The sequence below is a fragment of the Streptomyces sp. V4I8 genome (assembly GCF_041261225.1).
In the GTDB taxonomy this organism is placed as follows: Bacteria; Actinomycetota; Actinomycetes; order Streptomycetales; family Streptomycetaceae; genus Streptomyces.
This window is the reverse complement of the sequence record NZ_JBGCCN010000001.1, coordinates 2443599-2469170: the sequence shown is the minus strand read 5'-3', so window position 1 is coordinate 2469170 and position 25572 is coordinate 2443599. Positions and strand designations below refer to the sequence as shown.

The 25572-nt window shown below is 70.7% G+C and carries 20 protein-coding genes and 2 pseudogenes; 14 read left to right on the top strand and 8 right to left on the bottom strand.

Features of this window, described 5'->3' with window-relative positions; genetic code table 11:
* Positions 1-43 precede the first annotated feature (43 nt).
* Positions 44-1522: a ribosome biogenesis GTPase Der gene (der, locus tag ABIE67_RS11175; protein WP_370256256.1), complete on the top strand. Its 1479-nt coding sequence runs from the start codon at positions 44-46 to the stop codon at positions 1520-1522.
* A gap of 64 nt (positions 1523-1586) precedes the next feature.
* Here the strand turns inward: der and ABIE67_RS11170 are convergent, their stop codons facing one another.
* Both ABIE67_RS11170 and ABIE67_RS11165 read right to left on the bottom strand, forming a co-directional pair.
* Entirely contained in the window at positions 1587-1940 is a 354-nt protein-coding gene (locus ABIE67_RS11170; protein WP_370256254.1) for a hypothetical protein, read from the bottom strand.
* A gap of 137 nt (positions 1941-2077) precedes the next feature.
* The gene (locus ABIE67_RS11165; RefSeq protein ID WP_370256253.1) at positions 2078-2866 is read right to left on the bottom strand and encodes a hypothetical protein; all 789 of its coding nucleotides are present in this window, start codon (positions 2864-2866) and stop codon (positions 2078-2080) included.
* 537 nt (positions 2867-3403) lie between these two features.
* Here ABIE67_RS11165 and ABIE67_RS11160 point away from each other — a divergent pair.
* The gene (locus ABIE67_RS11160; protein WP_370256251.1) at positions 3404-4075 is read left to right on the top strand and encodes a transglycosylase family protein; all 672 of its coding nucleotides are present in this window, start codon (positions 3404-3406) and stop codon (positions 4073-4075) included.
* A 116-nt stretch (positions 4076-4191) separates the two neighbouring features.
* Positions 4192-4770 (top strand): transglycosylase family protein, encoded by a 579-nt coding sequence (locus ABIE67_RS11155; protein ID WP_370256250.1) that lies wholly within the window; start codon positions 4192-4194, stop codon positions 4768-4770.
* Here the strand turns inward: ABIE67_RS11155 and ABIE67_RS11150 are convergent.
* The 3 genes from ABIE67_RS11150 to ABIE67_RS11140 are packed head-to-tail and all read right to left on the bottom strand — an operon-like array spanning position 4706 to position 8987.
* Positions 4706-5416 carry an ATP-binding cassette domain-containing protein gene (locus tag ABIE67_RS11150; protein ID WP_370256248.1) on the bottom strand — a complete coding sequence of 237 codons (711 nt, stop codon included), beginning with the start codon at positions 5414-5416 and terminating at the stop codon, positions 4706-4708. The genes ABIE67_RS11155 and ABIE67_RS11150 overlap by 65 nt on opposite strands.
* Entirely contained in the window at positions 5413-8499 is a 3087-nt protein-coding gene (locus ABIE67_RS11145) for an ATP-binding cassette domain-containing protein (RefSeq protein ID WP_370256245.1), read from the bottom strand. The genes ABIE67_RS11150 and ABIE67_RS11145 overlap by 4 nt, the downstream gene beginning before the upstream one ends.
* Before the next feature lie 11 nt (positions 8500-8510).
* The gene (locus tag ABIE67_RS11140) at positions 8511-8987 is read right to left on the bottom strand and encodes a hypothetical protein (RefSeq protein WP_370256241.1); all 477 of its coding nucleotides are present in this window, start codon (positions 8985-8987) and stop codon (positions 8511-8513) included.
* Between the two features lie 156 nt (positions 8988-9143).
* Between ABIE67_RS11140 and ABIE67_RS11135 the strand changes: the two genes are divergently transcribed.
* The 4 genes from ABIE67_RS11135 to ABIE67_RS11120 all read left to right on the top strand — a co-directional run bounded on the left by ABIE67_RS11135 (position 9144) and on the right by ABIE67_RS11120 (position 12552).
* Positions 9144-9722: a hypothetical protein gene (locus ABIE67_RS11135; RefSeq protein ID WP_370256240.1), complete on the top strand. Its 579-nt coding sequence runs from the start codon at positions 9144-9146 to the stop codon at positions 9720-9722.
* Positions 9697-10992, top strand: a complete 1296-nt coding sequence (locus tag ABIE67_RS11130; protein ID WP_370256237.1) for an ABC transporter substrate-binding protein — start codon at positions 9697-9699, stop codon at positions 10990-10992. The genes ABIE67_RS11135 and ABIE67_RS11130 overlap by 26 nt, the downstream gene beginning before the upstream one ends.
* Before the next feature lie 90 nt (positions 10993-11082).
* Positions 11083-11499 carry a hypothetical protein gene (locus tag ABIE67_RS11125; protein WP_370256234.1) on the top strand — a complete coding sequence of 139 codons (417 nt, stop codon included), beginning with the start codon at positions 11083-11085 and terminating at the stop codon, positions 11497-11499.
* A gap of 12 nt (positions 11500-11511) precedes the next feature.
* Complete coding sequence (locus ABIE67_RS11120) at positions 11512-12552, top strand: helix-turn-helix transcriptional regulator (RefSeq protein ID WP_370256230.1); 1041 nt, start codon at positions 11512-11514, stop codon at positions 12550-12552.
* Positions 12553-12592: 40 nt separating this feature from the next.
* Here the strand turns inward: ABIE67_RS11120 and ctaD are convergent.
* Positions 12593-14125: pseudogene (gene ctaD, locus ABIE67_RS11115) on the bottom strand (cytochrome c oxidase subunit I); the annotation flags it as partial.
* 446 nt (positions 14126-14571) lie between these two features.
* Between ctaD and ABIE67_RS11110 the strand changes: the two are divergent.
* The gene (locus ABIE67_RS11110) at positions 14572-14787 is read left to right on the top strand and encodes an I78 family peptidase inhibitor (RefSeq protein WP_274237867.1); all 216 of its coding nucleotides are present in this window, start codon (positions 14572-14574) and stop codon (positions 14785-14787) included.
* Between the two features lie 111 nt (positions 14788-14898).
* Here ABIE67_RS11110 and ABIE67_RS11105 read toward each other — a convergent pair whose 3' ends face one another.
* Positions 14899-15936 carry a phosphatase PAP2 family protein gene (locus ABIE67_RS11105; RefSeq protein ID WP_370256227.1) on the bottom strand — a complete coding sequence of 346 codons (1038 nt, stop codon included), beginning with the start codon at positions 15934-15936 and terminating at the stop codon, positions 14899-14901.
* Positions 15937-16380: 444 nt separating this feature from the next.
* On the opposite strand from ABIE67_RS11105, the gene ABIE67_RS11100 reads away from it, so the two are divergent.
* On the top strand, positions 16381-17988 hold the full coding sequence (locus tag ABIE67_RS11100) for an MFS transporter (protein WP_370256226.1): 1608 nt from the start codon (positions 16381-16383) through the stop codon (positions 17986-17988).
* Positions 17989-18193: 205 nt separating this feature from the next.
* Positions 18194-19384, top strand: coding sequence for an acyl-CoA dehydrogenase family protein (locus ABIE67_RS11095; RefSeq protein ID WP_370256225.1), 1191 nt, complete (start codon positions 18194-18196; stop codon positions 19382-19384).
* Positions 19385-19423: 39 nt separating this feature from the next.
* On the opposite strand, the gene ABIE67_RS11090 is transcribed toward ABIE67_RS11095, so the two are convergent.
* Positions 19424-19861, bottom strand: a complete 438-nt coding sequence (locus tag ABIE67_RS11090) for a cell division protein SepF (RefSeq protein WP_234766830.1) — start codon at positions 19859-19861, stop codon at positions 19424-19426.
* A 322-nt stretch (positions 19862-20183) separates the two neighbouring features.
* On the opposite strand from ABIE67_RS11090, the gene ABIE67_RS11085 reads away from it, so the two are divergent.
* The 4 genes and pseudogenes from ABIE67_RS11085 to ABIE67_RS11070 all read left to right on the top strand — a co-directional run bounded on the left by ABIE67_RS11085 (position 20184) and on the right by ABIE67_RS11070 (position 25257).
* The gene (locus ABIE67_RS11085; protein WP_370256223.1) at positions 20184-21455 is read left to right on the top strand and encodes a DUF5685 family protein; all 1272 of its coding nucleotides are present in this window, start codon (positions 20184-20186) and stop codon (positions 21453-21455) included.
* A gap of 505 nt (positions 21456-21960) precedes the next feature.
* A complete protein-coding gene (locus ABIE67_RS11080; protein WP_370256220.1) occupies positions 21961-22866 on the top strand; it encodes a S1 family peptidase in 906 nt (301 codons plus the stop codon).
* 153 nt (positions 22867-23019) lie between these two features.
* Positions 23020-23832 (top strand): annotated as a pseudogene (locus ABIE67_RS11075) (slipin family protein); the annotation flags it as partial.
* A gap of 342 nt (positions 23833-24174) precedes the next feature.
* Positions 24175-25257 (top strand): S1 family peptidase, encoded by a 1083-nt coding sequence (locus ABIE67_RS11070; protein WP_370256218.1) that lies wholly within the window; start codon positions 24175-24177, stop codon positions 25255-25257.
* Positions 25258-25572 lie beyond the last annotated feature (315 nt).

The following is a 25572-nucleotide window of genomic DNA, read 5'->3' as shown; positions in this document are numbered from 1 at the left end:
GTGCTCCACCGATCACCACGATGAACGACGAGGTACGGACTTCATGAACGACCACATCCACTCCGAGGGCTCGCTCGAAGAGCACGACCACGGAGAGCTTGGCGACGCCGAGTACGCGGAGTTCATGGAGCTCGCCGCGGAAGAGGGCTTCGACCTCGAGGACGTCGAGGGGGCGATCGAGGCAGCCGGACATGGGCCGCTTCCCGTCCTCGCCGTCGTCGGGCGGCCGAATGTCGGCAAGTCGACGCTCGTCAACCGCATCATCGGCCGCCGCGAGGCCGTCGTCGAGGACAAGCCCGGCGTCACCCGTGACCGCGTGACCTACGAGGCCGAGTGGGCCGGCCGCCGCTTCAAGGTCGTCGACACCGGCGGCTGGGAGCAGGACGTCCTCGGCATCGACGCCTCCGTGGCCGCGCAGGCCGAGTACGCCATCGAGGCCGCCGACGCCGTGGTGTTCGTCGTCGACGCCAAGGTGGGGGCCACCGACACCGACGAGGCCGTCGTACGACTGCTGCGCAAGGCCGGCAAGCCCGTGGTGCTGTGCGCCAACAAGGTCGACGGTCCCAGCGGCGAGGCGGACGCCACGTACCTGTGGTCCCTCGGTCTCGGGGAGCCGCACCCCGTGTCCGCCCTGCACGGCCGCGGCACCGGCGACATGCTGGACTCCGTCCTGGAGGCACTGCCGGAGGCGCCGCGCGAGTCGTTCGGCGGGGCCGGCATCGGTGGCCCGCGCCGCATCGCCCTGATCGGCCGGCCGAACGTCGGCAAGTCCTCCCTCCTGAACAAGGTGGCGGGCGAGGAGCGCGTCGTCGTCAACGAGCTGGCCGGAACCACCCGTGACCCGGTCGACGAGCTCATCGAACTCGGCGGCGTGACCTGGAAGTTCGTCGACACGGCGGGCATCCGCAAGCGCGTCCACCTCCAGCAGGGCGCCGACTACTACGCCTCGCTGCGCACCGCGGCCGCCGTGGAGAAGGCCGAGGTGGCGGTCATCCTGATCGACGCCGCCGAGTCCATCTCGGTCCAGGACCAGCGGATCGTGACGATGGCCGTCGAGGCCGGGCGCGCGATGGTCATCGCCTACAACAAGTGGGACACCCTCGACGAGGAGCGCCGCTACTACCTGGAGCGGGAGATCGAGACCGAGTTCGGCCAGGTCGCCTGGGCGCCCCGGGTCAACGTCTCCGCCCACACCGGCCGGCACATGGAGAAGCTGGTCCCCGCGATCGAGACGGCCCTCGCCGGCTGGGAGACCCGCGTCCCGACGGGCCGCCTCAACGCCTTCCTCGGCGAGCTGGTCGCCGCCCACCCCCACCCGATCCGGGGCGGCAAGCAGCCGCGCATCCTCTTCGGCACCCAGGCCGGCACCAAGCCCCCGCGCTTCGTGCTCTTCGCCTCCGGCTTCATCGAGGCGGGCTACCGCCGCTTCATCGAACGCCGACTGCGCGAGGAGTTCGGCTTCGCGGGGACGCCGATCCATATCTCGGTGCGGGTGCGCGAGAAGCGCGGCAAGAAGAAGTAGCGGCACTTGGAAGTAGCGGACATGACGGAAGGGCGGCCCGGTGCGGGCCGCCCTTCCGTCATGCTCAGCCTCTGCGCGCCGGCGGCAGCGCGGCCGGGACGTGCTGCATCCCCGTGCTCCCCTGCGGGCCGATGTGCCCGACACGCTGCCACTGCGGCTGCTGGTGGTTGCCGTGGCGGGCGCTGTGGGCCCCCGCGCTGTAGGCGCTGTACGAGCTGCTGAACGACCCCGGTCGATGGCCGCCGTACGTCCCGGTGCTCCGCTGGATGTTCCCGAACGCGACGAACCCCAGGTCCTCCTCACCGCTGCGATCACCCGGCAGCGAACGGAAGGACTTGACGTACTCGGCGTAGAGCGCGTCGTAGATCGGCGTGGGCGAGGGGCCGCCCTGATGGCGGGGAACGTCGTATGCATGCACGTTATGTCCAAACGACCCCGAGCCTGATGAGATGCGGTCCGGCAGCGCCCTTTAGGGGTGCGAGGAACGGCGCGACCAGCCACGAATCACCCGCAGTCGCCGTACGACCCGCAGTCCCCCCTCCCCCGTAGGCGCTTTCAGGTTCCCGCCAGGGGCAGAGCGGCTCCGACCAACTTCCCGTTCGCCGCCGCCTTGTCCAGCGCCTCGCGCAGCAGATCCTCCCGGGGCTGGCGCCCGATGGAGCCCACCGGCGCCGCGAACATCAGTACCTGCTGGTGCTTGTTCGCGGCGGCCCGCCAGCCGTCGGTCACCTGCAGCGGCTGATGCGCCTGCCACCAGGCGACCGGCTGCCCCCCGGAGGGGCCGGTCCCCGGCTGCAGCACCGCGTGCAGCTGGCCCATGGCCAACAGCACGGACCAGCCGTGCAGTACCGGCGGCACCTCGGCCAGCTCCGTCACCGGCATGAACCCCTGCTCGATGAGCAGCGGAAGGAAGTCGTCCCCGGCGTCGATCGCCCCGGGGCGCACGATGGGTCCGGTCGGCTCCACGACCAGGGCGGGGTGCAGTTCCCCGGCGATCAGCACCAGGCCGCTGGTCACGCCGAGTACGGCCTGCTCCGGCACGATCGTCTCCGGCTCCAGGTCGACCCGGTCGCCGGTGATGGACTTCACGGCACCCCGCAGCTGCTCCTCGGTGACCTGGACGACCTGCGAGGGCAGGCACGTGGCGTGGGCGAAGGCGAGGACGGCGGTCTCGTCCCCGATGAACAGGACGGTGCTGGTGCGCTCCTGTTCGGAGTCGCCCGGGGTGCGGCAGGAGGTGCAGTCGTAACTGCCCGGGGCGTTCTCTCCGGCGAGCAGCCGGTCGGCTTCTTCGTCGCCGATCTCGGCACGTACCTCGTCGCTGACGTCGAGCATGCGCGGCACGGATGGCTCCCTCGGGATGTGGCGTGGCGGGGCCGGGTGGCTCCCGGCCCGTGAACCGGGCGGCTCCCGGGCTCATGAAGAAGACAACGGACGATCTGTGGCGGGAGTCACGCACCACGGCGAACGGAATCGAACCATCCATCGCGCACGGTCACGTTGGGTGCGGAATCGCCCACTCACGGTCAAGTCCTCGAAAACCAAAGGAAGTTGGTTGCGTGGGGTGTGTCACAGATCGTCAGGGTGGATGGTCGACAAATCCCGAAATCAGCGAATGAAGTGGGTGGCCGAAAATCGCCGATACCCTGGGTAACGGCGAACTGGCCTGGAATGACAAGGAGTTGGTTGATGCCGAACGCCAGCTGTCCCTAGATTCCTCGGCCGTGTGCAACGAGCACCGCTCGGGTACGTCCGCCGCACCGCACCAGTCAGCTCACAGCACCAACCTCCGGCGGACGGGGCCGCGCCGCTCACACGCCCCATGGCGTGCGCAGTGGCGTTCCGCCTTGGGGGACCCCGAGCGCTTCGAGAGGGAACTACATGTCCGAATGTGCCGATAACACTCGCGACAACGCTCGGAAGGCGCCGAAGACCCCGGCTGCGAATGCGAGCCGGGCTCGTACGACGGCGGTCCTCGCCGGGGCGGCACTGCTCGCCCCGCTCGGGCTGCTGGCCGCGACCGGCAACGCCGCGGCGGCGGACAGCGGAGTGTGGGACCGCATCGCCCAGTGCGAGAGCGGCGGCGACTGGCACATCAACACCGGCAACGGCTACTACGGCGGACTGCAGTTCGCCGCCTCCACCTGGCGCGCCTACGGCGGTACGGCCTACGCGGCGACCGCGGACCAGGCGACCAAGGACCAGCAGATCGCCGTGGCCACCAAGGTCCAGCGCGCCCAGGGATGGGGCGCGTGGCCGACCTGTTCGGCCCGGGCCGGGGCGTCCGGGAGCGCACCCGCGGCTTCCGCCGCCGGCTCGGCCTCCTCCTCGGCCGAGGCGGCCCCGTCGACTCCGGCGCAGACGCAGGAGCGTTCGACGGAACACACGAACCGCAGCTCGTCCCGCGGTGACTACACCGTCCGTACGGGCGACACGCTGAGCCGCATCGCCGCGCGGCACGGGACCACCTGGCGACAGCTCTACGACGCCAACAAGTCCGTCATCGGCGCCGATCCCCATCTGATCGTGCCCGGGCAGCGCCTCGAACTCTGAGCAGCGCTCCCTGTCCCGGGCGTGGTGCCCCACCCGGTCCGCCGACCGGGTGGGGCACCCGCGGTCGTCGGACGCGTTGCCCCGGCAGGCCGCAATAAGCTGCCTAGCGTGCTCATATGAATTGCACACCGCTCAAGATCGTCCTGGCCGCCGCCCTGTTCACCGCCGTGGCCCCGGGAACGTCGCACGCGACGCACGGATCGCACGCAACGCACGCAGCGCACGCAGCGCAGGCCACGTACGCGGCACGCGCAAGCCATACGGCGTCCCAACCGGCCCCCGGACCGCCGCCCAAACGCGCGGCGTACGAATGTGCCAAGGATCAGTGGCCCTGGGGCTGCGTCGCCGCGTGTGAGAGCGGCGGTGACTGGCACATCAACACCGGCAACGGCCACTACGGGGGACTGCAGTTCTCGCAGCAGACCTGGGAGGGCTTCGGCGGGGCGAAGTACGCCGCGCGCGCGGATCTCGCCACCCGGCGGGAGCAGATCGAGATCGCCCGGAAGGTGGTGGCCTCGCAGGGGTGGGGCGCGTGGCCGCACTGCTCCAGGCGGTACGGGCTCAAGGGCCGTATGGACCTGGGGAGACCGAGCGTCACGGCACGGCTGACCGCGAAGACGTCGCAGCTCCTCAGGAAGGGCTCGACCCGGTTCGGTGCGCGGCACGGCGCTCCCATTCGCCCGACTCGCCGCTGAACACGACCGCGCCGCGCCGCAGTTCGTGGACGAACGCCGCCCGGCCGTACAGGGCGGGCGGCAGCCGTTGCTCGGCGACGACCACGCACGCGTGGAGTTCGCCGAGCAGCCGGTACGTACGGGCGGCCACCGCGGGTGACATGCCCTGCGCGGGTTCGTCCACGAGCACGACACGCGCGCGTGCCGACAGGGCGCGGGAGAGGGCGAGCATGCGCTGCTCGCCGCCGGAGAGGGTGCCGGCGCGGCGCGCGAGGAGTGATGCGAGCCTGGGGTAGGCGTCGAGGGCTATGTCGTACGACCCCGCCGCGAGTTCGAGGTGCTCGCGCACGGTGAGGGAGCCGAACACGGCCTGCCGCTCGGGGACCAGGCACAGGCCGCGGCGTGCCCTCTCGTGCGCGGGCACTCGGGTCACGTCGGCGCCGTCCCACACCACCGCGCCGCCGGACAGCGGCACGGTTCCGGCCAGGGCGTGCAGGGCGGTCGTACGGCCGGATCCGTTGCGTCCCAGCAGAACGGTGAGGCCGGGGCCGGGGGCGGTGATCGTGACGCCGTGGAGGGCCTCCAGGGGGCCGTAGCGCACGCGCGCGTGGCGCAGGGAGATCGTGGTCGTGGGCGGGGACGGGGGCGTGGTCTTTAGCCTGGTCATGCGGGGGCCTCCTCGGAGTTCGCCGCTTCGAGAACGCGGCCGGGAGGGCCCGAGGCGACGACGCGGCCCGCCGTCATGACGTGCACGGTGTCGGCGAGGTCGGCGACCAGGTCGAGGTCGTGCTCGACGACGAGCAACGCCATGCCGTCGGCGGCGAGGGCCTTCAGGATCCGGGTCAGTGCGGCGACTTCGGCGGTGTCGAGGCCGGCGGCGGGTTCGTCGAGGAGCAGTACGCGCGGGTTGCCCGCGAGGGCGCGGGCCAACTCGACGCGTCTCAGGGTGCCGGTGGGGAGGTCTGCGGCCGGCAGGGCTCTGAGGGGGCCGTCCAAGCCGAGGAGTCTGAGGGAGCGTTCTACGGCTGATGGGTCTCGGGTTCTTCCTTGCTCCGCGCCTACGCGGACGTTCTCGGCGACGGTCAAGGAAGGGAAGACGGCCAGTTGCTGGAAGGTGCGGGCGATGCCCAGGCGGGTGCGGGTGTGGGCGGGCAGGTGGGTGATGTCGCGGGGGCCGAGCAGGACTTGGCCGTGGGTGGGGTGGTGGGTGCCGGCGAGACAGTGGAACAGGGTGGTTTTGCCTGCGCCGTTGGGGCCGACGATGGCGGTGATCTTGCCGGGTGGGACGGTGAGGGTGACGTCGTCGAGGGCGGTGAAGCCGTTGTAGTGGGCCTGGAGGTGGTGGGTGGCGAGGGTGGTGACGGTGGTGAGGGTGGTTTGGATGGGTGCGGGGGTGTGGGTGGGCACGCGGCCTTCGGCCGCGTTGGGGGTCCCACCCGCACCACCCGTGCTGCTTTCGTCGTCGGGTGCGGGTGGCCCTTGTGGGGGCTTCGCGCCGTCGGCGGCCTCGGCCGGTCGGGTGGTTGCGGGGCCGGCTGGTCCGGCCGGTGTGGCCGGTGTGGCTCGTCCGGCTGGGGCGGCTGGGGAGGTTGGTCCGATCGGACCGGTGGGGGTGGTCGGTCCGGCCGGGTCGGTCGGTCCCGTCGGTCCCGTCGGCCCCGTCGGGTCGGTCCGTCGGGTCGGTCCGGTCGGTCCGGTCGGTCCGGGCGCTCCGGTCGGTCCGGGCGGGTCGTATGTCGTTCGTGCTACGCCTGATGCCGTCACGTCTACGCCCGTCACATCTGTCACACCGGTCAGGCCCGTCACACCTGCGACACCGGTCATGCCGGTCACACCTGCCACACCCGTCAGGCCCGTCAGCGGCAGCCGGGACGCGACACCTCGCTCCGCCGGTCGCAGCCTGCGCACCCCCACCCCCAGCGCCGTGAGCGTCGTTCTGTGCCGCAGGCGCAGGCGCAGTCGCAGTCGCCCCGCCGCAGTCCGCAGCGCCTCGTACGGGCCGCCGGGGAAGCGGCCCACCAGCACCGCCAGGACTCCGATCAGCGCCGCCGCCACCCCGCCCCTCGTGCCCGCGTCCAGGCCGACCAGGAGGGCTGCCGCGGCGAGGGCGCCCAGGGTGCTGTCGGCGCCCAGGACGACGACCGCGGCGAACCAGAGGAGGCCGCGGACGGGGTCGTAGGCGGCCGGGTCGAAGGCGCGCAGGCCCATGCCGAGCATTCCGCCGCCCAGGGCCGCGAGGGCGGCGCCGGCGACGAAGGCCAGGAGTTTGAGGGAGGGGACCTGGACGCCTGCCGCCGATGCCCCGGCCTCGTGGTCCCGCATCGCCGCCAGGGCCCGGCCGGTGCGGCCCCGGCGCAGTAGCCAGGTGGCCAGCAGGGCGGCCGTCAGGAGGGACAGTTCCAGGACGTAGTAGGCGCGGTCGCCCTCGAAGCCGGCCGGGCGGCCGAGGGAGAGGCCTGAGATCGCGTACGGCTGGGCGAAGACGAAGCGGCTCACGCCGACGCCCACCGCGAAGGTGGCCAGCGCCAGGGCCAGTCCACGGCGGCTGATCGCGGGCCAGCCCGTGAGCAGGCCCAGGGGAGCCACCAGGATGACCGCCAGCGCCAGTGCCGCCAGCTCCGGCAGCCGAGGCAGGCCCGGGAAGCGGCCGGCCGCCAGGAGAGCCGTGAAGAGGACGCCCAGGCCCGCGTACGCCGCCTGGCCGAGGGAGATCTGACCGCCGCGGCCCGTGACGACGACCAGGGAGAGCAGCACCACGGCCAGCGCCGGCACCTGCACGGACGTGTGCAGGTCCGAGCCCGCGAAGCCCAGAGGGAGCAGGAAGAGCACGACCGCGACGATCCAGGCGCCCGGAGGCGTCGGCACGCGCGCGGTGGCCGTGCGCGGCAGGGCGTCGCGGGTGCCGACGCGGGGGAGGGCCAGAGCCGCGACCAGCAGGGCGACGACGAAGAGGTTCGTGCTGACGGCCTGGAGGAGGGGCGCGCCCCAGCCCGCGGGGTGCAGGCGCGTCAGCTGGCTCTGGGCCACCCCGATGGCCAGCGCCGCGAGCACCGCGACGGGAAGGCTGCGCATCCGGGCGGCCACCGCGACCGCGACGACCTCCATGACCAGCAGCGGCATGCCGTACGGGTCCAGGCGCACGTACGGTGCCAGCAATACGCCCGTCAGGCCCGCCGTGAAGGCGCCGAAGGCCCAGCCCGCCGCCGCGACCCGGTCCGCGTCGATGCCCCCGAGGACGGCCAGTCGGCGGTCGTCGACCACGGCACGCAGCTCCCGGCCGAAGCGCGTCCAGCGGATGACCGCCGCGACGCCCGCCGCCAGGACCAGCGCCACCGCCAGTTGGCCCCAGGGGTCCGCCGACACCAGCTCCGGCGCGTCGTCCCGCGCCCCCTGGCCCCACAGCAGCACCGCGCCGCCCACCAGCAGCACGAACACCCCGATGGACGCGACCAGGGTCTGCGCCGGGTCGCTGCCCAGGACCGAAAGGGGGCGGAATACGAACCGTTCCAGCACCATCCCGATGCCGGGCGCCAGGACCAGCAGCGTCACCGTCGCGCCCGCCCACAGCGGCCAGCCCCACTCCACCACGCACTGCCGCAGCGCATACGCGCACACCATGGCGATCGCCCCGTGCGCGAAGTTCAGCACGCCGGTCGCCCGGTACGTCACGACCAGGCCGATCCCGGTGAGCGCGGCGGCGCTGCCGACCGACAGGCCGGCCAGGGTGAGGTCGTACGTCAGCGAGGACATCGCCGTCCGCCTCAGTCGTCCGCTTCGGCGGGCTCACAGATCGGGCAGGGGCCCAGTTCGCCGCTGCGCACCAGCTTCGCATCGACCGGTACGGCCTCCACCTTCCCGGCGACCAGCGGGCAGTCCGCGCGGTGCCACAGGGTGCCACCGGGCACCATCCGCAGGTCCCCGCTGACCGCGACAGGCGCGGCGGCCGCCTGCCCGGACTCCTCGGCGTCGGCGGGTTCGACGGCCACCAGAAGGCCGTACAGCTCCTCCACGCGCGCGGCGGCGAGCGCGCCCCGGCCGTGGGTGAGCAGCACCGCCCCGGCGATGATCAGCGCGGCGCCGGGGACCGTGCAGGACGCGAGATACGGCAGCTGCCGCTCGGCGAACCGTTCGCCGGAGATGCCGTACCAGCCGATGACGCAGAGCACCGCGCCCGCGGCGAGCGCGGCCCAGCCGGCCCACAGGACGGGGTGCACGGTCCGCAGTCGGGCTGTCCGCATCGCTGGCTCCCACACGTCGGGTTTGTGTGCATGCGCTTCGGGTTTCTGCGCATGTGCCTGTCCATGTCAGCCAATGGCTTGCACTATGCCTCCTGCAAGCTGACCCTGAAAGCACCGGGCGCACACGGCCCGGATCGACACCCGGCGGTGAGCCAGATGGTTCTCGGGAGCGACCTCAGGCGGAGCACGGCACACGGGCGGCGTGGTCCACGCGCGGCGGGACGGGGGACCGCCATGGCGGCAGCCCTGCTCCTCTCCCTCGCCCCGGCCCTCGTGGCCTGCAGCGACGACGAAGGAGGCGGCGGCGAGACGCCGCCGACACCGACCGTCGAGCAGACCCGGCAGACCGAGCAGTCTCCGGCCGCGACGGCGCCCCCCGACGTGGGGGCGGCCGAGACGGAGATCAAGCAGAACTGGCAGAAGTTCTTCGACCCGGCGACCTCCACGGAGGAGAAGCAGGCCGTGCTGGAGAACGGCGACCGGATGGGGCCGGTCCTGCAGGCGTTCAGCGGTGACGAGCGCGGCGGGCAGGTCCAGGCGAAGGTCTCCAAGGTCGAGTTCACCTCGCCGACCGAGGCGAATGTGACCTACGACCTGACGCTGAAGGGCGCTACCGCCCTGCCGAACGCCTCCGGGAGCGCGGTCGAACAGGACGGCACCTGGAAGGTGTCCGTCAAGACGCTGTGCGCGCTGGTCCAGTTGAGCGGCAATGGGTCGCCGATCCCCGGTTGCTGAGGCGGCGATCGCCGTGATGCTGCTGACTCTGGGTACGGCGTGCGGCAGCCGGCTGCCGGAGAGCGACTTCGAGCACCGTGACCGGGGCAGCTCCTCGGCGCCGGCCGGCGACCGCACCCCGATCCGTGTCGGCATCATCACCAGCGCCACCAGCCCGGTCGGCGGCAACGCCTTCACCGGCCCGCGCGACGGCGCCAAGGCCTTCTTCGACCGCCTCGACGCGCGCGGCGGCATCGACGGCCGCCGCGTCGAGGTGCGACTGTGCGACGACGGCGGCAGCGGCGTCGGCAACAACGAGTGCGTGCACCGGCTGATCGACGAGGACGAGGTCGTCGCCCTGGTCGCCACCACCGCCCTGGACTACGCCGGAGCCTCGCGCGTCTCCCACGCGCGCGTACCCGACATCGGCGGCCAGCCCATCGGGGCCGCCTACGACACCTATCCGCACCTGTACGGCATCTACGGCAGCCTCGCGCCCCGCGCCGGCACCACGGGCTGGGACGGCGAGCAGTACGGCGGCACGGAGGTCTACCGCTACTTCAAACGCGAGCACGGCGCCCGTACGGCCGCTGTCGTCTCGTACAACCAGCCCGCGTCCGCCGCCTACGCCCGGCTCGTCGAGCGAGGGCTGAGGGCCGAGGGCTACAAGGTGGTCGCCGAGCAGGTCGACTTCGCGCTGCCCAACTTCCGCGCGGCGGCCGCCGATCTGAAGGAGCAGGGCGCCGACCTAGTCTTCGACGCCCTCGACACTCACGGCAACGCCCGGCTGTGCGAGGCGATGGACGACGTCGGCGCCGAGGTCACCGCCAAGGTCACGAACGTACAGAACTGGACCTCCGCCGTCGCCGAGGACTACAAGGACGCCCCGCGCTGCCGCAACGCCCTGTGGGCGACCGGATCGTCCCGCAACCACGAGGACACCGACCAGGCCGCCGTACGGGAGTTCCGGGAGGCCACCAAGGGTCTGAAGACGCACTCCCAGTGGCAGTTGGAGGGCTGGGCGGCGGCCATGTGGTTCACGGACGCGGCGAAGTCGTGCGCCCGACAGGGCGTCACGCGCGCGTGCGTGGACGGCTTCATGAACCGCAGCCAGGGCTACACCGCCGACGGCCTGCTGATCCCGGTCGGCTTCGAGCGGCTCGCCGAACCGCCGAAGGAGCGCCGGACCTGTCTGTCGGTGGCCCGTTGGGAGGACGGCCGGGGCTGGGTCTCCCAAGGTGACATGAACACCACGTGTTTCGACGTCCCGCAACTGTCGTACCAGCCGTGACGGGCAACCAAAAGGCCGCGTCACCGGTCCAACTGACGGAGCAGAACAGGGAGCAGACCGAGTAGCCGGCTCAGGGAGGTACCACAGCGCATGACGCCCGTGTCGCACGCCCCACCACTGCGCGCCGACTGCATCGCGGATTCGGCCGGCGGACTGACCTTCGACGTCAGCGCGACCGGGGCGACCGAGGCGGCCCACCTCGTCCTGCGCCACCGCGAGGGCACCGAGGAGGTCAGCCTCCCGCTGGCCCCCGCCACGACCGGGCGCCTGCGCGCCGCCCTGCCCAGCAGCGTCGCCCTGCCGGAGGGCCACTGGGACGCGTACGCGCGCGTGACGGAGGGAGAACCGCACCGCCTGGCACCGGGCGCCATGAAGGTGCACTCCCTCGCCTCCCGGGTCCCGTACCGGACCCGGCAAGGAAACCTGAGCGTGGAGTGCCGGTTACCGGCAACGCCGTCCAGGGGCGCGGGGCTGTACCGATCCGCGGCTCCGCCCCTCCTGGGCTGACAAAATCGGCTCATGTTGGAGACCTCGGCAAGACTCCTGCGCCTTCTCTCGCTCCTCCAGGCCCACCGCGAATGGTCCGGCGCCGAACTGGCCGAACGCCTCGGCGTCACCCCGCGCACGGTCCGCCGAGACGTCGACCGGCTGCGCGAACTGGGCTACCCGGTCAACGCCAGCCCCGGCACCGGCGGCGGCTACCAACTGGGCGCCGGTGCCGAGCTGCCACCCCTGCTGCTGGACGACGACGAGGCGGTCGCCGTGGCCGTAGGGCTGCGCACAGCGGCGGGCCACGGCATCGAGGGCATCGGCGAGACCTCCGTACGGGCCCTCGCCAAGCTGGAGCAGGTCCTGCCGAACCGGCTGCGCCGCCGCGTGGGCGCGCTCAACGCCTTCACCGTGCCGATGCTGCGCGGCCCCCAGCCCTCCGCCGTGGACCCGGCCGTGCTGACCGAGCTCGCCCATCTCTGCCGGGACGCCGAGCGACTGCGCTTCGAGTACCGCGACCACGAGGGCGCTCCCACCCGCCGTACGGTCGAGCCGCACCGACTGGTGTGCAGTGAGCGCCGCTGGTACCTGGTCGCCTGGGACCTCGACCGCGAGGACTGGCGTACGTTCCGCGTCGACCGCATCCGGCCCAGGCCGCCGCACGGCCCGCGCTTCGCCCCGCGCACCCCGCCCGCCGAGGACCTCGCCGCGTACGTCTCCCGGGGCGTCTCCACGCGCGCGTACGCCTCGCACGCCGTCGTCCGGCTGCTGGTGCCGCTGGAGGAGGCCGCCGCGCACATCTCGCCGTCCGACGGGCAGCTGGAGGCGGAGGAGCCCGACAGCTGTCTGTTGCGCACCGGTGCCGGCAGCCTCGACGTGATGGTGATCCATGTGATGCTGATGGGCGTCGAGTTCGAGGTCCTGGAGCCGGATGAGCTGGTGGAGGCGATCAGGACGGCTCACGGCCGGCTTGCTCGCTCTTTGGCTCGGGCTGGGGAGCCTCCAGTGCGTGCGCCGGGTGATGCAGGTCGAACGCCGGGGACTCGGAGCGGACCCGCGGCAGCGCGTTGAAGTTGTGCCGCGGGGGCGGGCAGGAGGTCGCCCACTCCAGTGAGCGGCCGTAGCCCCAGGGGTCGTCGACCTCGACCTTCCTGCCGTACTTGGCGGTCTTCCAGACGTTGTAGAGGAACGGCAGCGTCGAGAGGCCGAGCAGGAACGCGCCGATCGTCGAGATGGTGTTCAGCACGGTGAAGCCGTCGGCGGCGAGATAGTCGGCGTACCGGCGTGGCATGCCCTCCGCGCCGAGCCAGTGCTGCACCAGGAACGTGGTGTGGAAGCCGACGAACAGCGTCCAGAAGTGGATCTTGCCCAGCCGCTCGTCGAGCATCTTTCCGGTGAACTTGGGCCACCAGAAGTGGAACCCGGCGAAGATCGCGAAGACGACCGTGCCGAAGACGACGTAGTGGAAGTGGGCGACGACGAAGTACGAGTCGGAGACATGGAAGTCCATCGGCGGCGACGCCAGGATCACCCCGGTCAGCCCGCCGAACAGGAACGTCACCAGGAAGCCGGTCGCCCACAGCATCGGTGTCTCGAAGGACAGCGAGCCCTTGATCATGGTCCCGCTCCAGTTGAAGAACTTCACGCCCGTCGGGACGGCGATCAGGAAGCTCATGAACGAGAAGAACGGCAGCAGCACCGCGCCCGTGACGAACATGTGGTGCGCCCACACCACGATCGACAGTCCGGTGATCGCCATCGTCGCCCCGACCAGCGTCAGATAGCCGAAGATCGGTTTGCGGCTGAAGACCGGGATGATCTCCGTGATGATGCCGAAGAACGGCAGCGCGATGATGTAGACCTCGGGATGGCCGAAGAACCAGAACAGGTGCTGCCACAGCAGCGCCCCGCCGTTGGCCGCTTCGAACACCACCGAGCCGAACCGGCGGTCCGCCTCCAGCACCAGCAGCGCCGCCGCCAGCACCGGGAACGCCATCAGGATCAGGATCGACGTGAAAAGGGTGTTCCACACGAAGATCGGCATCCGGAACATGGTCATGCCGGGGGCGCGCATCCCGATGATCGTGGTGATGAAGTTGACCGCGCCGAGGATCGTGCCGAAGCCGGCCAGCGCCAGGCCCATGATCCACAGGTCGGGGCCGATGCCGGGCGAGCGCTCCAGGCTGTTGAGCGGCGCGTAGGCGAACCAGCCGAAGGAGGCCGGTCCGTCCGGCACGATCAGCGAGCCCATCACGATCAGGCCGCCGAACAGGAACAGCCAGTACGAGAACATGTTCAGCCGTGGGAAGGCCACGTCAGGGGCGCCGATCTGCAGCGGCATCAGCTCGTTGGCGAAGCCCGCGAAGGTCGGGGTCGCGAACAGCAGCAGCATGATCGTGCCGTGCATGGTGAACAGCTGGTTGAACTGCTCGTTGCTGAGGATCTGCATCCCGGGCCGGGCCAGTTCGGCGCGCATCAGCAGTGCCATGACGCCACCGGCCAGGAAGAACCCGAACGACGTGATCAGGTAGAGATGGCCGATCTTCTTGTGGTCGGTCGTGGTCAGCCAGTCGACGATCACACGGCCGCCGGGCTGCCTGCTCCGCAGGGGCCGTGCCGTCCCCTGTACGGTCTGCGTCCCCATCGCTCGCTCGCCCCTTCGCTCGTCGCGCCCCGGGCCCGCTGAAGCCCGCGTCGCACGCGCCGACGCGAGCTCACGCCATGATGCTCGCGTCGGCCGCGCTCCGACAGGGGGCGTACGGGGATCCTGTGTTGGGACCATGTACTTTCTGTGCGGTACCGGCTCCCGCGGCCCGATCGGAATGAGTGGGAAAAGGGGTCCGGCGGCAGTTCCCCGGGAACTTTTCCTCCGTGCTAATGGCCAGGTCGCCGCGACACGCGGTAATTACGATCGAATGCCTGCGGAAGGCCTAGGGAACCGCCCGTCCGTGTGACGAAGAGTGGTCGAAACGCGTGTCGTGATTCTGTGACAAAAGCGTGACCCGAGAGGTACGTGTGACCTGGATGGCAACTACAAAGGATCTCTGTCCGTACTGGCCCGATCCGGCGCGCAGGCCCTAGCGTGGCGGCATGGCACCCATTCCGAAACCCCCTGCCGAACCCCAGGACAGCCCGGATGCATATGTCGGTCTCGACGCGGACCGGGCCGAGCGACTGGCCCGTGACCGAGGGTGGTCGACGGTGCGTTCGCTGCCGCCGGGGGCGATCATCACCATGGAGTACCGGAGCGGTCGCCTGAACTTCGAGGTGAAGGACGGCCAGGTGGCGCGGGCCTGGAAGGGCTGACGAACGGGCCGGCGACAGGCCGGCAACGGGCGACGGCCCCGGTTCCTGTCGAGGAACCGGGGCCGTCGTGGTGCGGGGGTGGTGGTGCGTACCGAACCCGCTTCCGGGAGGTCAGCCGCCCGTGAGGGGGCGGGCCGGCTGGGCCGTGCCGCGGGTGATGCGGTCCGAGTGCGGCGGACGGCGGCTGCCGACCGGGGTGACCGGGGTGCGCTCCGTACGGGTCGTGTGCGGGCCGGGGGCCAGGTAGGCGGGCGGGTGGACGGTCGTCCGCGCGGAGCGGGCGGCGGAGGCCGCCTCGCATGCCGCAGCCTCGCTGTCGGCGGCCACGGTGCGCGGCGTGAGCAGCACCGCGGCCTCGACCGGGGCGGTCGGCACGGTGACCGTGCCGGCCCGGCGCTCGCGCAAGCGGTCGCGCAGGGCGAAGATCCAGGCCTCGGAACGGGCGATCAGCGGCTCGAACCAGGGCAGGGCGAGCAGGATCAGCAGGCCTGCGGCCCAGCCGAGCAGCACGTCGCTCAGCCAGTGCGTACCGAGGTACACGGTGGACAGGCCGACTCCCAGCGAGGTCACCGCCGACACGGCCGACAGCCAGCGGCGCGCTCTCGGGGTCGAGGCCAGATAGGCCAGGATTCCCCAGGTCACCACGGCGTTGGCGGTGTGACCGCTGGGGAATATATCGCCGCCGAGCCACATCTCGTTGGAGCCGACGGTCGTCGCGTAGTGCGGTCCCAGGCGGCCCATGCCCAGCTTGGCGGCGCCGACCGTGACGTTCAGCAGCAGCAGCGAGACGCCGAGCGCGAGCAGCGGGCGCAGCGTGTGCTGCCGCCAGGAGCGCCAGCCCAGCCAGGCCGCGACCATCACGGCGGTCGGGCCGCGCTGGCCGAGCACCACGTAGTAGTCGACGAAGGCGTGGATCTCCGCCCACTGCTGGTACGGCCGGAAGAACATGACCTGCCAGTCCAGCCGGACGAGCCACGAGGTGATGACGATGGCCCACACGATGGCCCCGTAGAAGGCCAGGGTCGAAGCGAACAGCACGATCCTGTGCCGGGTCATCCGCGGCACATCGATGTGGGCCGGACGTTCCGGCTCCCGGTCCAGCCTGGCGAAGACCCGGTCCAGACGGGTCAGCTTTCGTTCGGTACGCACCCAATCGACGTTACAGCGAGTGAGCGCAGTTCAACGGCGATTCCACGGGTTTGTGATGACGATGTGATGTGGGATTCCTCTCAGGGGGAGGTTTATTTCCAGGGAATCCCTAATCATTCGGCGCTACCTCCTTCAATTCCTTTGATCATTCTGATGCTCCGTTTTTCGCCGCTTATGAATTCGTTCACCGAATGCTGGGGTGGACTTCTCCGGAGGCTCACCGTCCGGAGTGGAGTTGATCAAGGAACGTGTGGTGTACGCCACATACCTACGGGCTCGGTCTGAGAGGTCCGCCACTCGGCTCCGACACGGACTCGCGTACTCTGACGAGTCACTCGCCCTCGCTGCGCGGGCCGGAGACCACCGCTCCTCTCCGGCCGGGTCACGGGTAGTCCCCACCCCGTGCGACCGCCGAGGGAGAGGGAACATCTGGGAGGTACGTACATGTCCGGGACGACCACGGCTGCCGCTGCGCTGCGCCGTCGGGCGGCCGGGGCCGGTGCCAACCGCTGGGTCGTCCTCGTCGTCCTCTGTGTCAGCCTGCTGCTCGTCGCGGTCGACGCGACCGTGCTGCACGTAGCGGTGCCGGCTGTCACCGAGGACCTCAGGCCCGGCGCGATAGAACTGCTCTGGATCGTCGACATCTATCCGCTGGTCTGCGCCTCGCTGCTGATCCTCTTCGGCACGCTCGGCGACCGGGTGGGCCGCAGACGCGTCCTGCTGCTCGGCTACGGCCTCTTCGGCCTCGCCTCCGGCCTCGCGGCCCTCGCGCACGACCCACAGGTACTGATCCTTGCCCGGGCCCTGCTCGGCGTCGGCGGCGCGATGATCATGCCGGCGACCCTGTCGATCCTGCGCCAGGTCTTCCCCGAGCGGCGCGAGCGGGCCCTCGCCATCGGTATCTGGAGTGCCGTCGCAGCCGTGGGTGCGGCGGTCGGACCGCTGCTCGGCGGTTTCCTCCTCGAGCACTTCTGGTGGGGCTCGGTCTTCCTCGTCAACATCCCGCTGATGCTGGTCAGCCTCCCGGTGGGACGGTTGCTGCTGCCCGAGTCCAAGGGCGACGGCAAGGGCCCCTGGGACGTGGTCGGCGCGCTGCTCGCGGCGGGCGGGCTGTTCGGCATGGTGCTGGGCGTCAAGCGACTCGGCGGCGGGGAGCCGGTGGCCAGCCTGTTCACCCTGGTGCCGCTGGTGGTCGGCGCGGCGCTGCTCGTTCTCTTCGTGCGACGGCAGCGGCGCCGCGAGTATCCGCTGGTGGACCTGCGGATGTTCGCGCGGCCGGCGTTCAGTACCTCGGTCGGGTGCATCGTGCTGGCGATGCTCGCCCTCGTGGGGCTGGAACTGATCGCGGCGCAGTACCTGCAGCTGGTGCTGGGACTCTCGCCGCTGGAGACGGGCCTACGGCTGCTGCCGCTGACGTTCGCGGCGATGGCGGCCGGTCTCGCGGGGGCGCGGATGCTGCGCCGGTTCGGGCCGCGGCGGATGGTGTGCGCCGGGTTCGTTCTGACGGCCGTCGCGGTGCTGCTGCTGACGGCGATGGGCGGCGAGGACAACCCCGGGCTGCTGCTGTTCGGGTTCGTCCTGCTGGGCTTCGGGCTGGAGACGACGCTCTTCGGGGCGTACGAGTCGATGCTGAGCGAGGCTCCGCCCGAGCAGGCCGGCGGGGCGGCGGCGATCGGCGAGACCTCGTACCAGCTGGGCGCGGGGATCGGCATCGCGCTGCTGGGCAGCGTGATGAACGCGGCGTACGCCCCCGGGCTGGCGAACGTGACGGGTGTTCCGGAGTCGGCCTCCGCGGCGGCTTCGCGCTCGCTGGGGGAGGCCTACGACGTTGCCGCGCAGCTGGGCGGGCCTGCGGGGGTGGCCCTGCAGCGGGTGGCCCGGGACTGTTTTGTGCACGGGCTGCATGTGACGTTGCTGGTGAGTGCGGTTCTGTTGGTGCTGGGCGCGGTGATGGCGTTGCGGTTGCCGCGTGTCATGCAGTGCGAGGCACCTCCGGTGGAGGCGGAGATCCCTGGGCCAAGGGAAGTTGTGGAGTCCCGCGTCTCCGCTTGACCAGCCTTTTCCCACCCCCGCACCACCCGTTTCCAGTTCGTTGACGGGTGACCCTCTCCAGTGGCGGCTGATCGCCGTCGGCGGCTTGCGCCGCGCCGCGTCGGTGGTGGGGAGTCGTACTGGACGTGCGTGGCACCGCGTCGTAGCGTCAGGCTCCAGCCGTGACTAGCGGCGCTAGTTTTAATCCGTGCCGGGAGGGTGTCCCATGTCCGCGTCCTCGAAGTTGCCCCCGTTCGACCCCGCCGACCCCCTCGGCATCGATGACCTCCTGGAGCCCGAGGACCTGGCGATCCGCAGCACCGTGCGGGCGTGGGCGGCGGACCGGGTGGTGCCGTACGTCGCCGAGTGGTACGAGACGGGCGAGCTGCCGGGCATCCGGGAGCTGGCGCGGGAGCTCGGGGAGATCGGCGCTCTGGGGATGTCCCTGAGCGGGTACGGGTGTGCCGGGGCCTCGGCCGTGCAGTACGGGCTCGCCTGTCTGGAGCTGGAGGCCGCCGACTCCGGGATCCGGTCCCTCGTCTCCGTGCAGGGCTCCCTCGCCATGTACGCCATTCACCGGTTCGGGAGCGAGGAGCAGAAGCAGCAGTGGCTGCCCCGTATGGCCTCCGGCGAGGTCATCGGATGCTTCGGGCTGACCGAGCCGGATCATGGGTCCGACCCGGCGGCCATGCGGACCTACGCCAAGCGGGACGGGTCCGACTGGGTACTCAACGGGCGCAAGATGTGGATCACCAACGGGTCCGTCGCCGGGGTCGCCGTCGTGTGGGCGCAGACCGACGGCGGGATCCGGGGGTTCGTCGTGCCCACCGACAGCGCCGGCTTCTCCGCCCCGGAGATCAAGCACAAGCTGTCGCTGCGCGCGTCCGTCACCAGTGAACTCGTCCTCGATGACGTACGGCTGCCCGCGGATGCCGTGCTTCCCGAGGTGATCGGGCTGAAGGGGCCGCTCAGCTGTCTCTCGCACGCCCGATACGGGATCGTCTGGGGTGCCATGGGGGCGGCGCGGTCCTGTTTCGAGACCGCTGTCGACTACGCGAAGTCGCGGGAGCAGTTCGGCCGGCCGATCGGGGGCTTCCAGCTCACCCAGGCCAAGCTCGCCGACATGGCGCTCGAACTGCACAAGGGGATTCTGCTCGCCCATCATCTGGGGCGGCGCATGGACGCCGGCCGCCTGCGTCCCGAGCAGGTCAGCTTCGGCAAGCTCAACAACGTCCGCGAAGCCATCGACATCTGCCGTACGGCCCGGACGATCCTCGGTGCCAACGGGATCTCGCTCGAATACCCCGTGATGCGGCACGCGACCAACCTCGAATCGGTGCTCACCTACGAGGGCACCGTCGAGATGCACCAGCTCGTGCTGGGCAAGGCGCTCACCGGGCTCGACGCCTTCCGGTGAACCCCACCAGGTGGGGCAGGGCCGGTGTGCGGCCCTGCCTCAGCTCTGGTTGTAGAAGCCGTCCTCGCGGTGAGTCGCACGCTCGCCGCTGATGATCTCCGTGTCGGCCGGGGTCAGCAGGAACACGCGGTTGGACACACGGTCGATCGAGCCGCGCAGACCGAAGATGAGCCCCGCCGCGAAGTCGACGACACGCTTGGCGTCGGCGGGCTCCATGGCCGTGAGGTTCATGATGACCGGGACGCCGTCCCGGAACAGCTCACCGATGGCGCGGGCGTCCCGGAAGCTGTCCGGGGTGACCGTGCCGATGCGGCGGCCCTTCTCCTCGGCGACGTCCGTGGCCACCTTGACCCGCGGGTCGGTGACCCAGGCATCCCCGGGCTCGGTCCCTTCGGAGTAGTCGTCGTCGTAATAACGCTCGTCATCGTTGTCGTCAACGAGGCCCAGCCAGGCACTCGCCTTGCGCACCGATCCCATGGACGCCTCCTCTCACAGCGGTCTCTCTTACATTCCGCATCCCTATGGTCATCCATGATGCGGACGTCGCGCCAAGTGGATAGACGCCGCGCGGGGGGTTTGTGACGGTACTGGTGCACAGCGAATACGTCGAGAGCCCGTGCCCCCCAAGGGGCGTGCCACGTACGGCTGCTGACTGTGAGTGAAATATGATTCTTCACGGCGTATGGGTGATGTGGGGTGCGTACGGGTGAACGAGCCAGCCGTCGCGATCGATGCTCCGGTCGGTACGATGCGGCAGCTCAGCGCCATAAGTACGCCGTAGGAACCTCGGGGGAGCGTCATGTTCGGAATGGTCAGGCCCTGCCGTCATCGGCTCGGAGAAAAGCTCACCGGCCAGTGGATGGCGCATTTGTGCGGGCTGTGCCTCGCGTTGCGCGGTGACCACGGCCAGTTCGCGCGGATCGTGACGAACTACGACGGGCTCCTCATCTCCGTACTGACAGAGGCTCAGGCCGACAAGGACAGTGGACTGCGGCGTACGGCGGGACCGTGTCCGCTGCGCGGTATGCGCACCGCGTCCGTCGCGCAAGGCGAGGGCGCACGGCTCGCCGCCGCCGTCTCGCTGGTGCTCGCCTCGGCCAAGGTGCGTGACCATGTGGCCGACGGAGAAGGGCTGCTGGCCCGCAGGCCGCTGGCGCTCGCCGCGCGCCGGGTGGCCACCGGGTGGGGTGCCGCGGGCGCGCGCAGCGGCTCGGCCGTCGGGTTCGACACCGCCGTACTCGTCGACGCCGTGGACCGGCAGGTCGGCATCGAGACGCTCGCCGGGCCCGGGACGCCGATCCTCGCCGTCACCGAACCGACCGAGACGGCGACCGCCGCCGCCTTCGCGCACACCGCGATCCTGGCCGGGCGGCCGCACAACGCCGTGCCGCTCGCCGAGGCCGGGCGCCTCTTCGGACGGCTGGCGCACCTCCTGGACGCCGTGGAGGACCGAGCGGCCGACGCCGAGTCGGGTGCGTGGAACCCGCTCGCCGCGACCGGGACCTCGCTCGCCGAGGCGCGGCGGCTCGCCGATGACGCCGTGCACGGGGTGCGGCTGGCGCTGCGCGAGGTCGAGTTCACTGATGCGGCGCTCGCCCATCTGCTGCTCGTGCATGAGCTGCGGCGCTCGGTGGACCGGACGTTCGGCACGGTGCCCGCGTGCGCGTCCCATCAGTCCGGGCCCTATGGGCAGCCGCCACAGCAGGGGCAGGGGTCTGGGCAGGGGCCGTACGGGGCGCCGCAGAATCCGTATGCCGGTGGCGGGAATCCGTACGCCGGAGGCCATCCGTACGCGGGTGGCGGGGGAGCGCCCGGTGGGGGTGGCGGGGGCTTCGGCGGAGGTGGCGGCGGTGACTTCGGGGGCTTCGGAGGGGGATCGGCGCCGCAGCCGCCGAAGGGACGGCGTGGGTTCTGGGCCGGCTGCGGGATGTTCTGGCTGCTGTGCTGCACCTGCAAGCTGTGCTGTGCGAAGGAATACGAGGGTCCGTGGTCGCGTAAGAAGCGTGAGGGCTGCTGTCGTGACTGCGACTGCGACGGTTGCGACTGCTGCTGCCCCTGCGACGGGTGCTGAGCGCTCCGCGGAAGTGCCGGGAGGGGGCAGGCGCGGCGCTGCCGAACTGCCGAGACGGGAGCAGACGCGGCGCTGCCGCACTGTCGCCGCCTTCGTCAGGGCCGTTTACTTCCGGACATCCTTGGTGCCTGGGCGGCTCCTCGACGATGAGGTCGGGCTCGCGGTCGATCCGGGGCCGGTGAGCCTCGGCGCGGGTGGTGTACGGCGAGCGTCGGCTGGTCGCGTCGGTGGCCGAGGGAGTGTGGGGGTGTGGCTGACGTCGACCCCGCCTCCCAGGTGAGGGAAGGGAGCTGACCGGGGCAGGAGCGGTCAACTCGCACAGATCGTTCAAATCTTGACGGCCGAAAGGCGCCCTTGCGTCTACCGGTCGTTCGGCCGAATACTCCCCCTCAGCGCTTGTCAGGGGCACGGCGTGTTCGGAATCCGGAGACGTTCGGCCGGCTGACTGCGCCTCACGGGCCCCGACCCCACGCGGGCCCCCCGACTTCCCTGGAGGGAACGAAACGTGAGGATCAAGCGCACCACTCCCCGCAGTGGCATTACGAGACGGACCCGGCTGATCGCCGTATCCTCCGGCCTCGTGGCCGCAGCCGCGATCGCGATCCCCAACGCGACCGCCGCGGAGACTCCCGACACCTTCAGCGCCGCCCAGCTCAAGAGCGTCAGCGGCTCCGTGCTGAAGGCCGACATCCCGGGCACCGCCTGGGCCGTCGACAGCAAGACCAACCGCGTCACGGTGACCGTCGACTCCACGGTCTCCAAGGCGGAGATAGCGAAGATCAAGGAACAGGCCGGGGCCAACGCCGACGCGCTCACGATCAAGAGCGTCCCCGGCAAGTTCAGCAAGTTCATCCAGGGCGGCGACGCCATCTATGCGAGTAGCTGGCGCTGCTCGCTCGGCTTCAACGTCCAGGACAGCAGCGGCAACCAGTACTTCCTGACGGCCGGCCACTGCACCGACGGTGCGGGCACCTGGTACTCCAACTCCGGCCGCACCACGGTCATCGGCTCGACCGCCGGCTCCAGCTTCCCGGGCAACGACTACGGCATCGTGCGCTACAGCGGATCCGTCGCCAGGCCCGGCACCGCGAACGGCGTGGACATCACCCGCGCGGCCACACCGGCCGTGGGCACCACCGTCATCCGGGACGGCTCCACCACCGGTACGCACAGCGGCCGGGTCACCGCCCTGAACGCGACCGTCAACTACGGTGGCGGTGACGTCGTCTCCGGTCTGATCCAGACCACCGTCTGCGCCGAGCCCGGCGACTCCGGCGGTTCGCTCTACGGCAGCAACGGCACCGCGTACGGTCTGACCTCCGGCGGCAGCGGCAACTGCACCTCCGGCGGCACGACCTTCTTCCAGCCGGTCACCGAGGCCCTCAGCGCGTACGGCGTCAGCGTCTACTGACCTCTGTTCGGCCTGATCAGCAGCCAGCAGCATGTGAGCCCCCGTACGCAACTGTCGTGCGGGGGCTCGCCCTTGGCCGTGGCGTGGGGTCACCGTCGGAGCGCAGGCGGTACTCCGCTGTGATGCGCCCACGTCGGACCCTGGGGGTCGGTGATGGTCGAGGAGCTGGTGGCGGCGGGAGCGGCGCTCGCGTCCGCCGGTGTGGTGTACGTGATGGCCGGTGCGCGGGTCGTCAAGCAGTACGAACGGGGCGTGGTCTTCCGCCTCGGGAAGCTCCGGCCGTAAGTGCGCGGGCCCGGGTTCACGATGATCGTGCCGGGTGTCGACAAACTGCGCAAAGTGAACATGCAGATCGTGACGATGCCCGTGCCCGCGCAGGAGGGCATCACGCGGGACAACGTCACCGTGCGGGTCGACGCCGTCGTCTACTTCAAGGTGACCTCGCCGGCCGAGGCGGTCGTACGGGTGGAGGACTACCGGTTCGCGGTCTCGCAGATGGCGCAGACGTCGCTGCGGTCCATCATCGGCAAGAGCGAGCTGGACGATCTGCTGTCCAACCGCGAACAGCTCAACCAGGGGCTGGAGTTGATGATCGACAGTCCGGCCGTGGAGTGGGGCGTGACCATCGACCGGGTGGACATCAAGGACGTTTCGCTGCCCGAGACCATGAAGCGGTCGATGGCCCGGCAGGCGGAGGCCGACCGGGAGCGGCGGGCGCGGGTGATCAACGCCGACGCGGAGCTCCAGGCCTCCAAGAAGCTGGCGGAGGCGGCGCATCAGATGGCCGACGCGCCCGCGGCTCTTCAGCTTCGGTTGCTGCAGACGGTGATGGCGGTGGCGGCCGAGAAGAACTCCACGTTGGTGCTTCCGATTCCGGTTGAGTTGTTGCGGTTTCTGGAGAAAGGGGCGCAGGGGGCGGGCTTCGGGGAGCGGTCGGCTGTGGGGTCGCCGGCCGCGGAGGGTGAAGTTCCGCCTCTGGGGCCGCGCTTGGATTCGGCTCCCGAAAGGTCGGTTTCAAGACAGGAGTAGACCTCACGCGTTGCGTATGGTTCGCTCGCTTGCAGTGTTTGCTGCGTGAAGAGGCCCGTATGACTGTGCACGGTCAAGGTGATGGAGGGCGTGCAACCGTGTTCTACGCGCGTCCGGAAGTCGACCTTGTGCGCTCCCTGTGGGTCTCGGAATAGTGAGCGTTGTTCAACCGGCGCGGGTGTGACTTTTGTTGTCTGTCGCCCCCGTGGCCGTACGCCTTCCGGTCCGACGAGGTCCCCACAACCTTTCGGGCCGACCCCCCCCACAGGAGGACGTGAGTTGAAGCACCGACGCATACCCAAGCGGCGTGCAGCCGTGGCAGGTGCGGGTATCGCCGCACTGGTCGCCGCGGGCGTGACCTTGCAGACTGCGAACGCGAGTGAGACGCCCGACGCGTCCGCGCCGAAGATCCTTTCGGTCGGCGCGGCCGGACAGCTCGCCTCGACGCTCGCGAAGGACCTCGGCGGGGACGCCGCGGGTACCTACTACGACGCGCAGACCAAGAACCTTGTCGTGAACGTCCTCGACGAGGCCGCCGCCGACGCCGTCGAGGCGGCCGGCGCCAAGGCCAGAGTCGTCGAGAACTCGCTCGCCGAGCTGAAGAGCGCGCGTACGACGCTCAAGCAGGACGCGACCATTCCCGGCACCGCGTGGGTGACGGACCCGGCGACCAACAAAGTCGTCGTCACCGCCGACCGTACGGTCTCCGACGCCGAGTGGGCCAAGCTCGGCAAGGTCGTCGACGGGCTGGGTGCCACGGCGGAACTCAAGCGGTCGAAGGGGGAGTTCAAGCCCTTCATCGCGGGTGGTGACGCGATCACCGGTAACGGTGGGCGCTGCTCGCTCGGCTTCAACGTCGTCAAGGGCGGCGAGCCGTTCTTCCTGACCGCGGGGCACTGCACCGAGGGCATCACGGCCTGGTCGGACTCCAGCGGGACCGAGATCGGCACCAACGAGACGTCCAGCTTCCCGGACAACGACTACGGGCTGGTCAAGTACACCGCCGAGGTCGACCACCCGAGCGAGGTCGACCTCTACAACGGGTCCTCGCAGGCCATCAGCGGGGCCGCCGAGGCCACCGTCGGCATGGAGGTCACCCGTAGCGGGTCGACCACCCAGGTGCACGACGGCAAGGTCACCGGGCTCGACGCCACGGTGAACTACGGCAACGGTGACATCGTCAACGGGCTGATCCAGACCGACGTCTGCGCCGAGCCGGGTGACAGTGGTGGGTCGCTGTTCTCCGGTGACAAGGCGATCGGGCTCACGTCCGGTGGCAGCGGTGACTGCACCTCCGGCGGGGAGACGTTCTTCCAGCCGGTGACCGAGGCGTTGTCTGCCACGGGTACTGAGATCGGCTGACGGATCGTCGGCTGATTGCTGCGTGAAGTCCCGCCCCTGTGTGTGAGGGGCGGGGCTTTCGTGTGTGTGGGTGCGTGGTGCCTCCGGCGGTTGGGCGGGGGTGCCTGCGGCGGCCTGTTTCGGTGGGGGGCTGGTCGCGCCCACGCGGCGGTAGCCGCACATTCGACACAGCCCCGCGCCCCTGAGGTGCCTGCGGCGGCCCGTTGCTGTCCGGTGGGGGTTCGCGTAGCGCGTGCGGGTTCGTTGTGGGTCGGGGCCGCGTCGGGGGGTGTCCGTCCTCGGTCCGGTGGTGGGCCTTGCGCGGGAGGTGCCGTT

Bases quoted from the DNA above. Each gene is read 5' to 3' on its own strand.
- der (WP_370256256.1), top strand. From the start codon at position 44: ATGAACGACCACATCCACTCCGAGGGCTCGCTCGAAGAGCACGACCAC.
- ABIE67_RS11160 (WP_370256251.1), top strand. From the start codon at position 3,404: ATGTCCGAATGTGCCGATAACACTCGCGACAACGCTCGGAAGGCGCCG.
- ABIE67_RS11155 (WP_370256250.1), top strand. From the start codon at position 4,192: ATGAATTGCACACCGCTCAAGATCGTCCTGGCCGCCGCCCTGTTCACC.
- ABIE67_RS11150 (WP_370256248.1), bottom strand. From the start codon at position 5,416: ATGACCAGGCTAAAGACCACGCCCCCGTCCCCGCCCACGACCACGATC.
- ABIE67_RS11145 (WP_370256245.1), bottom strand. From the start codon at position 8,499: ATGTCCTCGCTGACGTACGACCTCACCCTGGCCGGCCTGTCGGTCGGC.
- ABIE67_RS11140 (WP_370256241.1), bottom strand. From the start codon at position 8,987: ATGCGGACAGCCCGACTGCGGACCGTGCACCCCGTCCTGTGGGCCGGC.
- ABIE67_RS11135 (WP_370256240.1), top strand. From the start codon at position 9,144: ATGGTTCTCGGGAGCGACCTCAGGCGGAGCACGGCACACGGGCGGCGT.
- ABIE67_RS11130 (WP_370256237.1), top strand. From the start codon at position 9,697: ATGGGTCGCCGATCCCCGGTTGCTGAGGCGGCGATCGCCGTGATGCTG.
- ABIE67_RS11125 (WP_370256234.1), top strand. From the start codon at position 11,083: ATGACGCCCGTGTCGCACGCCCCACCACTGCGCGCCGACTGCATCGCG.
- ABIE67_RS11120 (WP_370256230.1), top strand. From the start codon at position 11,512: ATGTTGGAGACCTCGGCAAGACTCCTGCGCCTTCTCTCGCTCCTCCAG.
- ABIE67_RS11110 (WP_274237867.1), top strand. From the start codon at position 14,572: ATGGCACCCATTCCGAAACCCCCTGCCGAACCCCAGGACAGCCCGGAT.
- ABIE67_RS11100 (WP_370256226.1), top strand. From the start codon at position 16,381: ATGTCCGGGACGACCACGGCTGCCGCTGCGCTGCGCCGTCGGGCGGCC.
- ABIE67_RS11095 (WP_370256225.1), top strand. From the start codon at position 18,194: ATGTCCGCGTCCTCGAAGTTGCCCCCGTTCGACCCCGCCGACCCCCTC.
- ABIE67_RS11090 (WP_234766830.1), bottom strand. From the start codon at position 19,861: ATGGGATCGGTGCGCAAGGCGAGTGCCTGGCTGGGCCTCGTTGACGAC.
- ABIE67_RS11085 (WP_370256223.1), top strand. From the start codon at position 20,184: ATGTTCGGAATGGTCAGGCCCTGCCGTCATCGGCTCGGAGAAAAGCTC.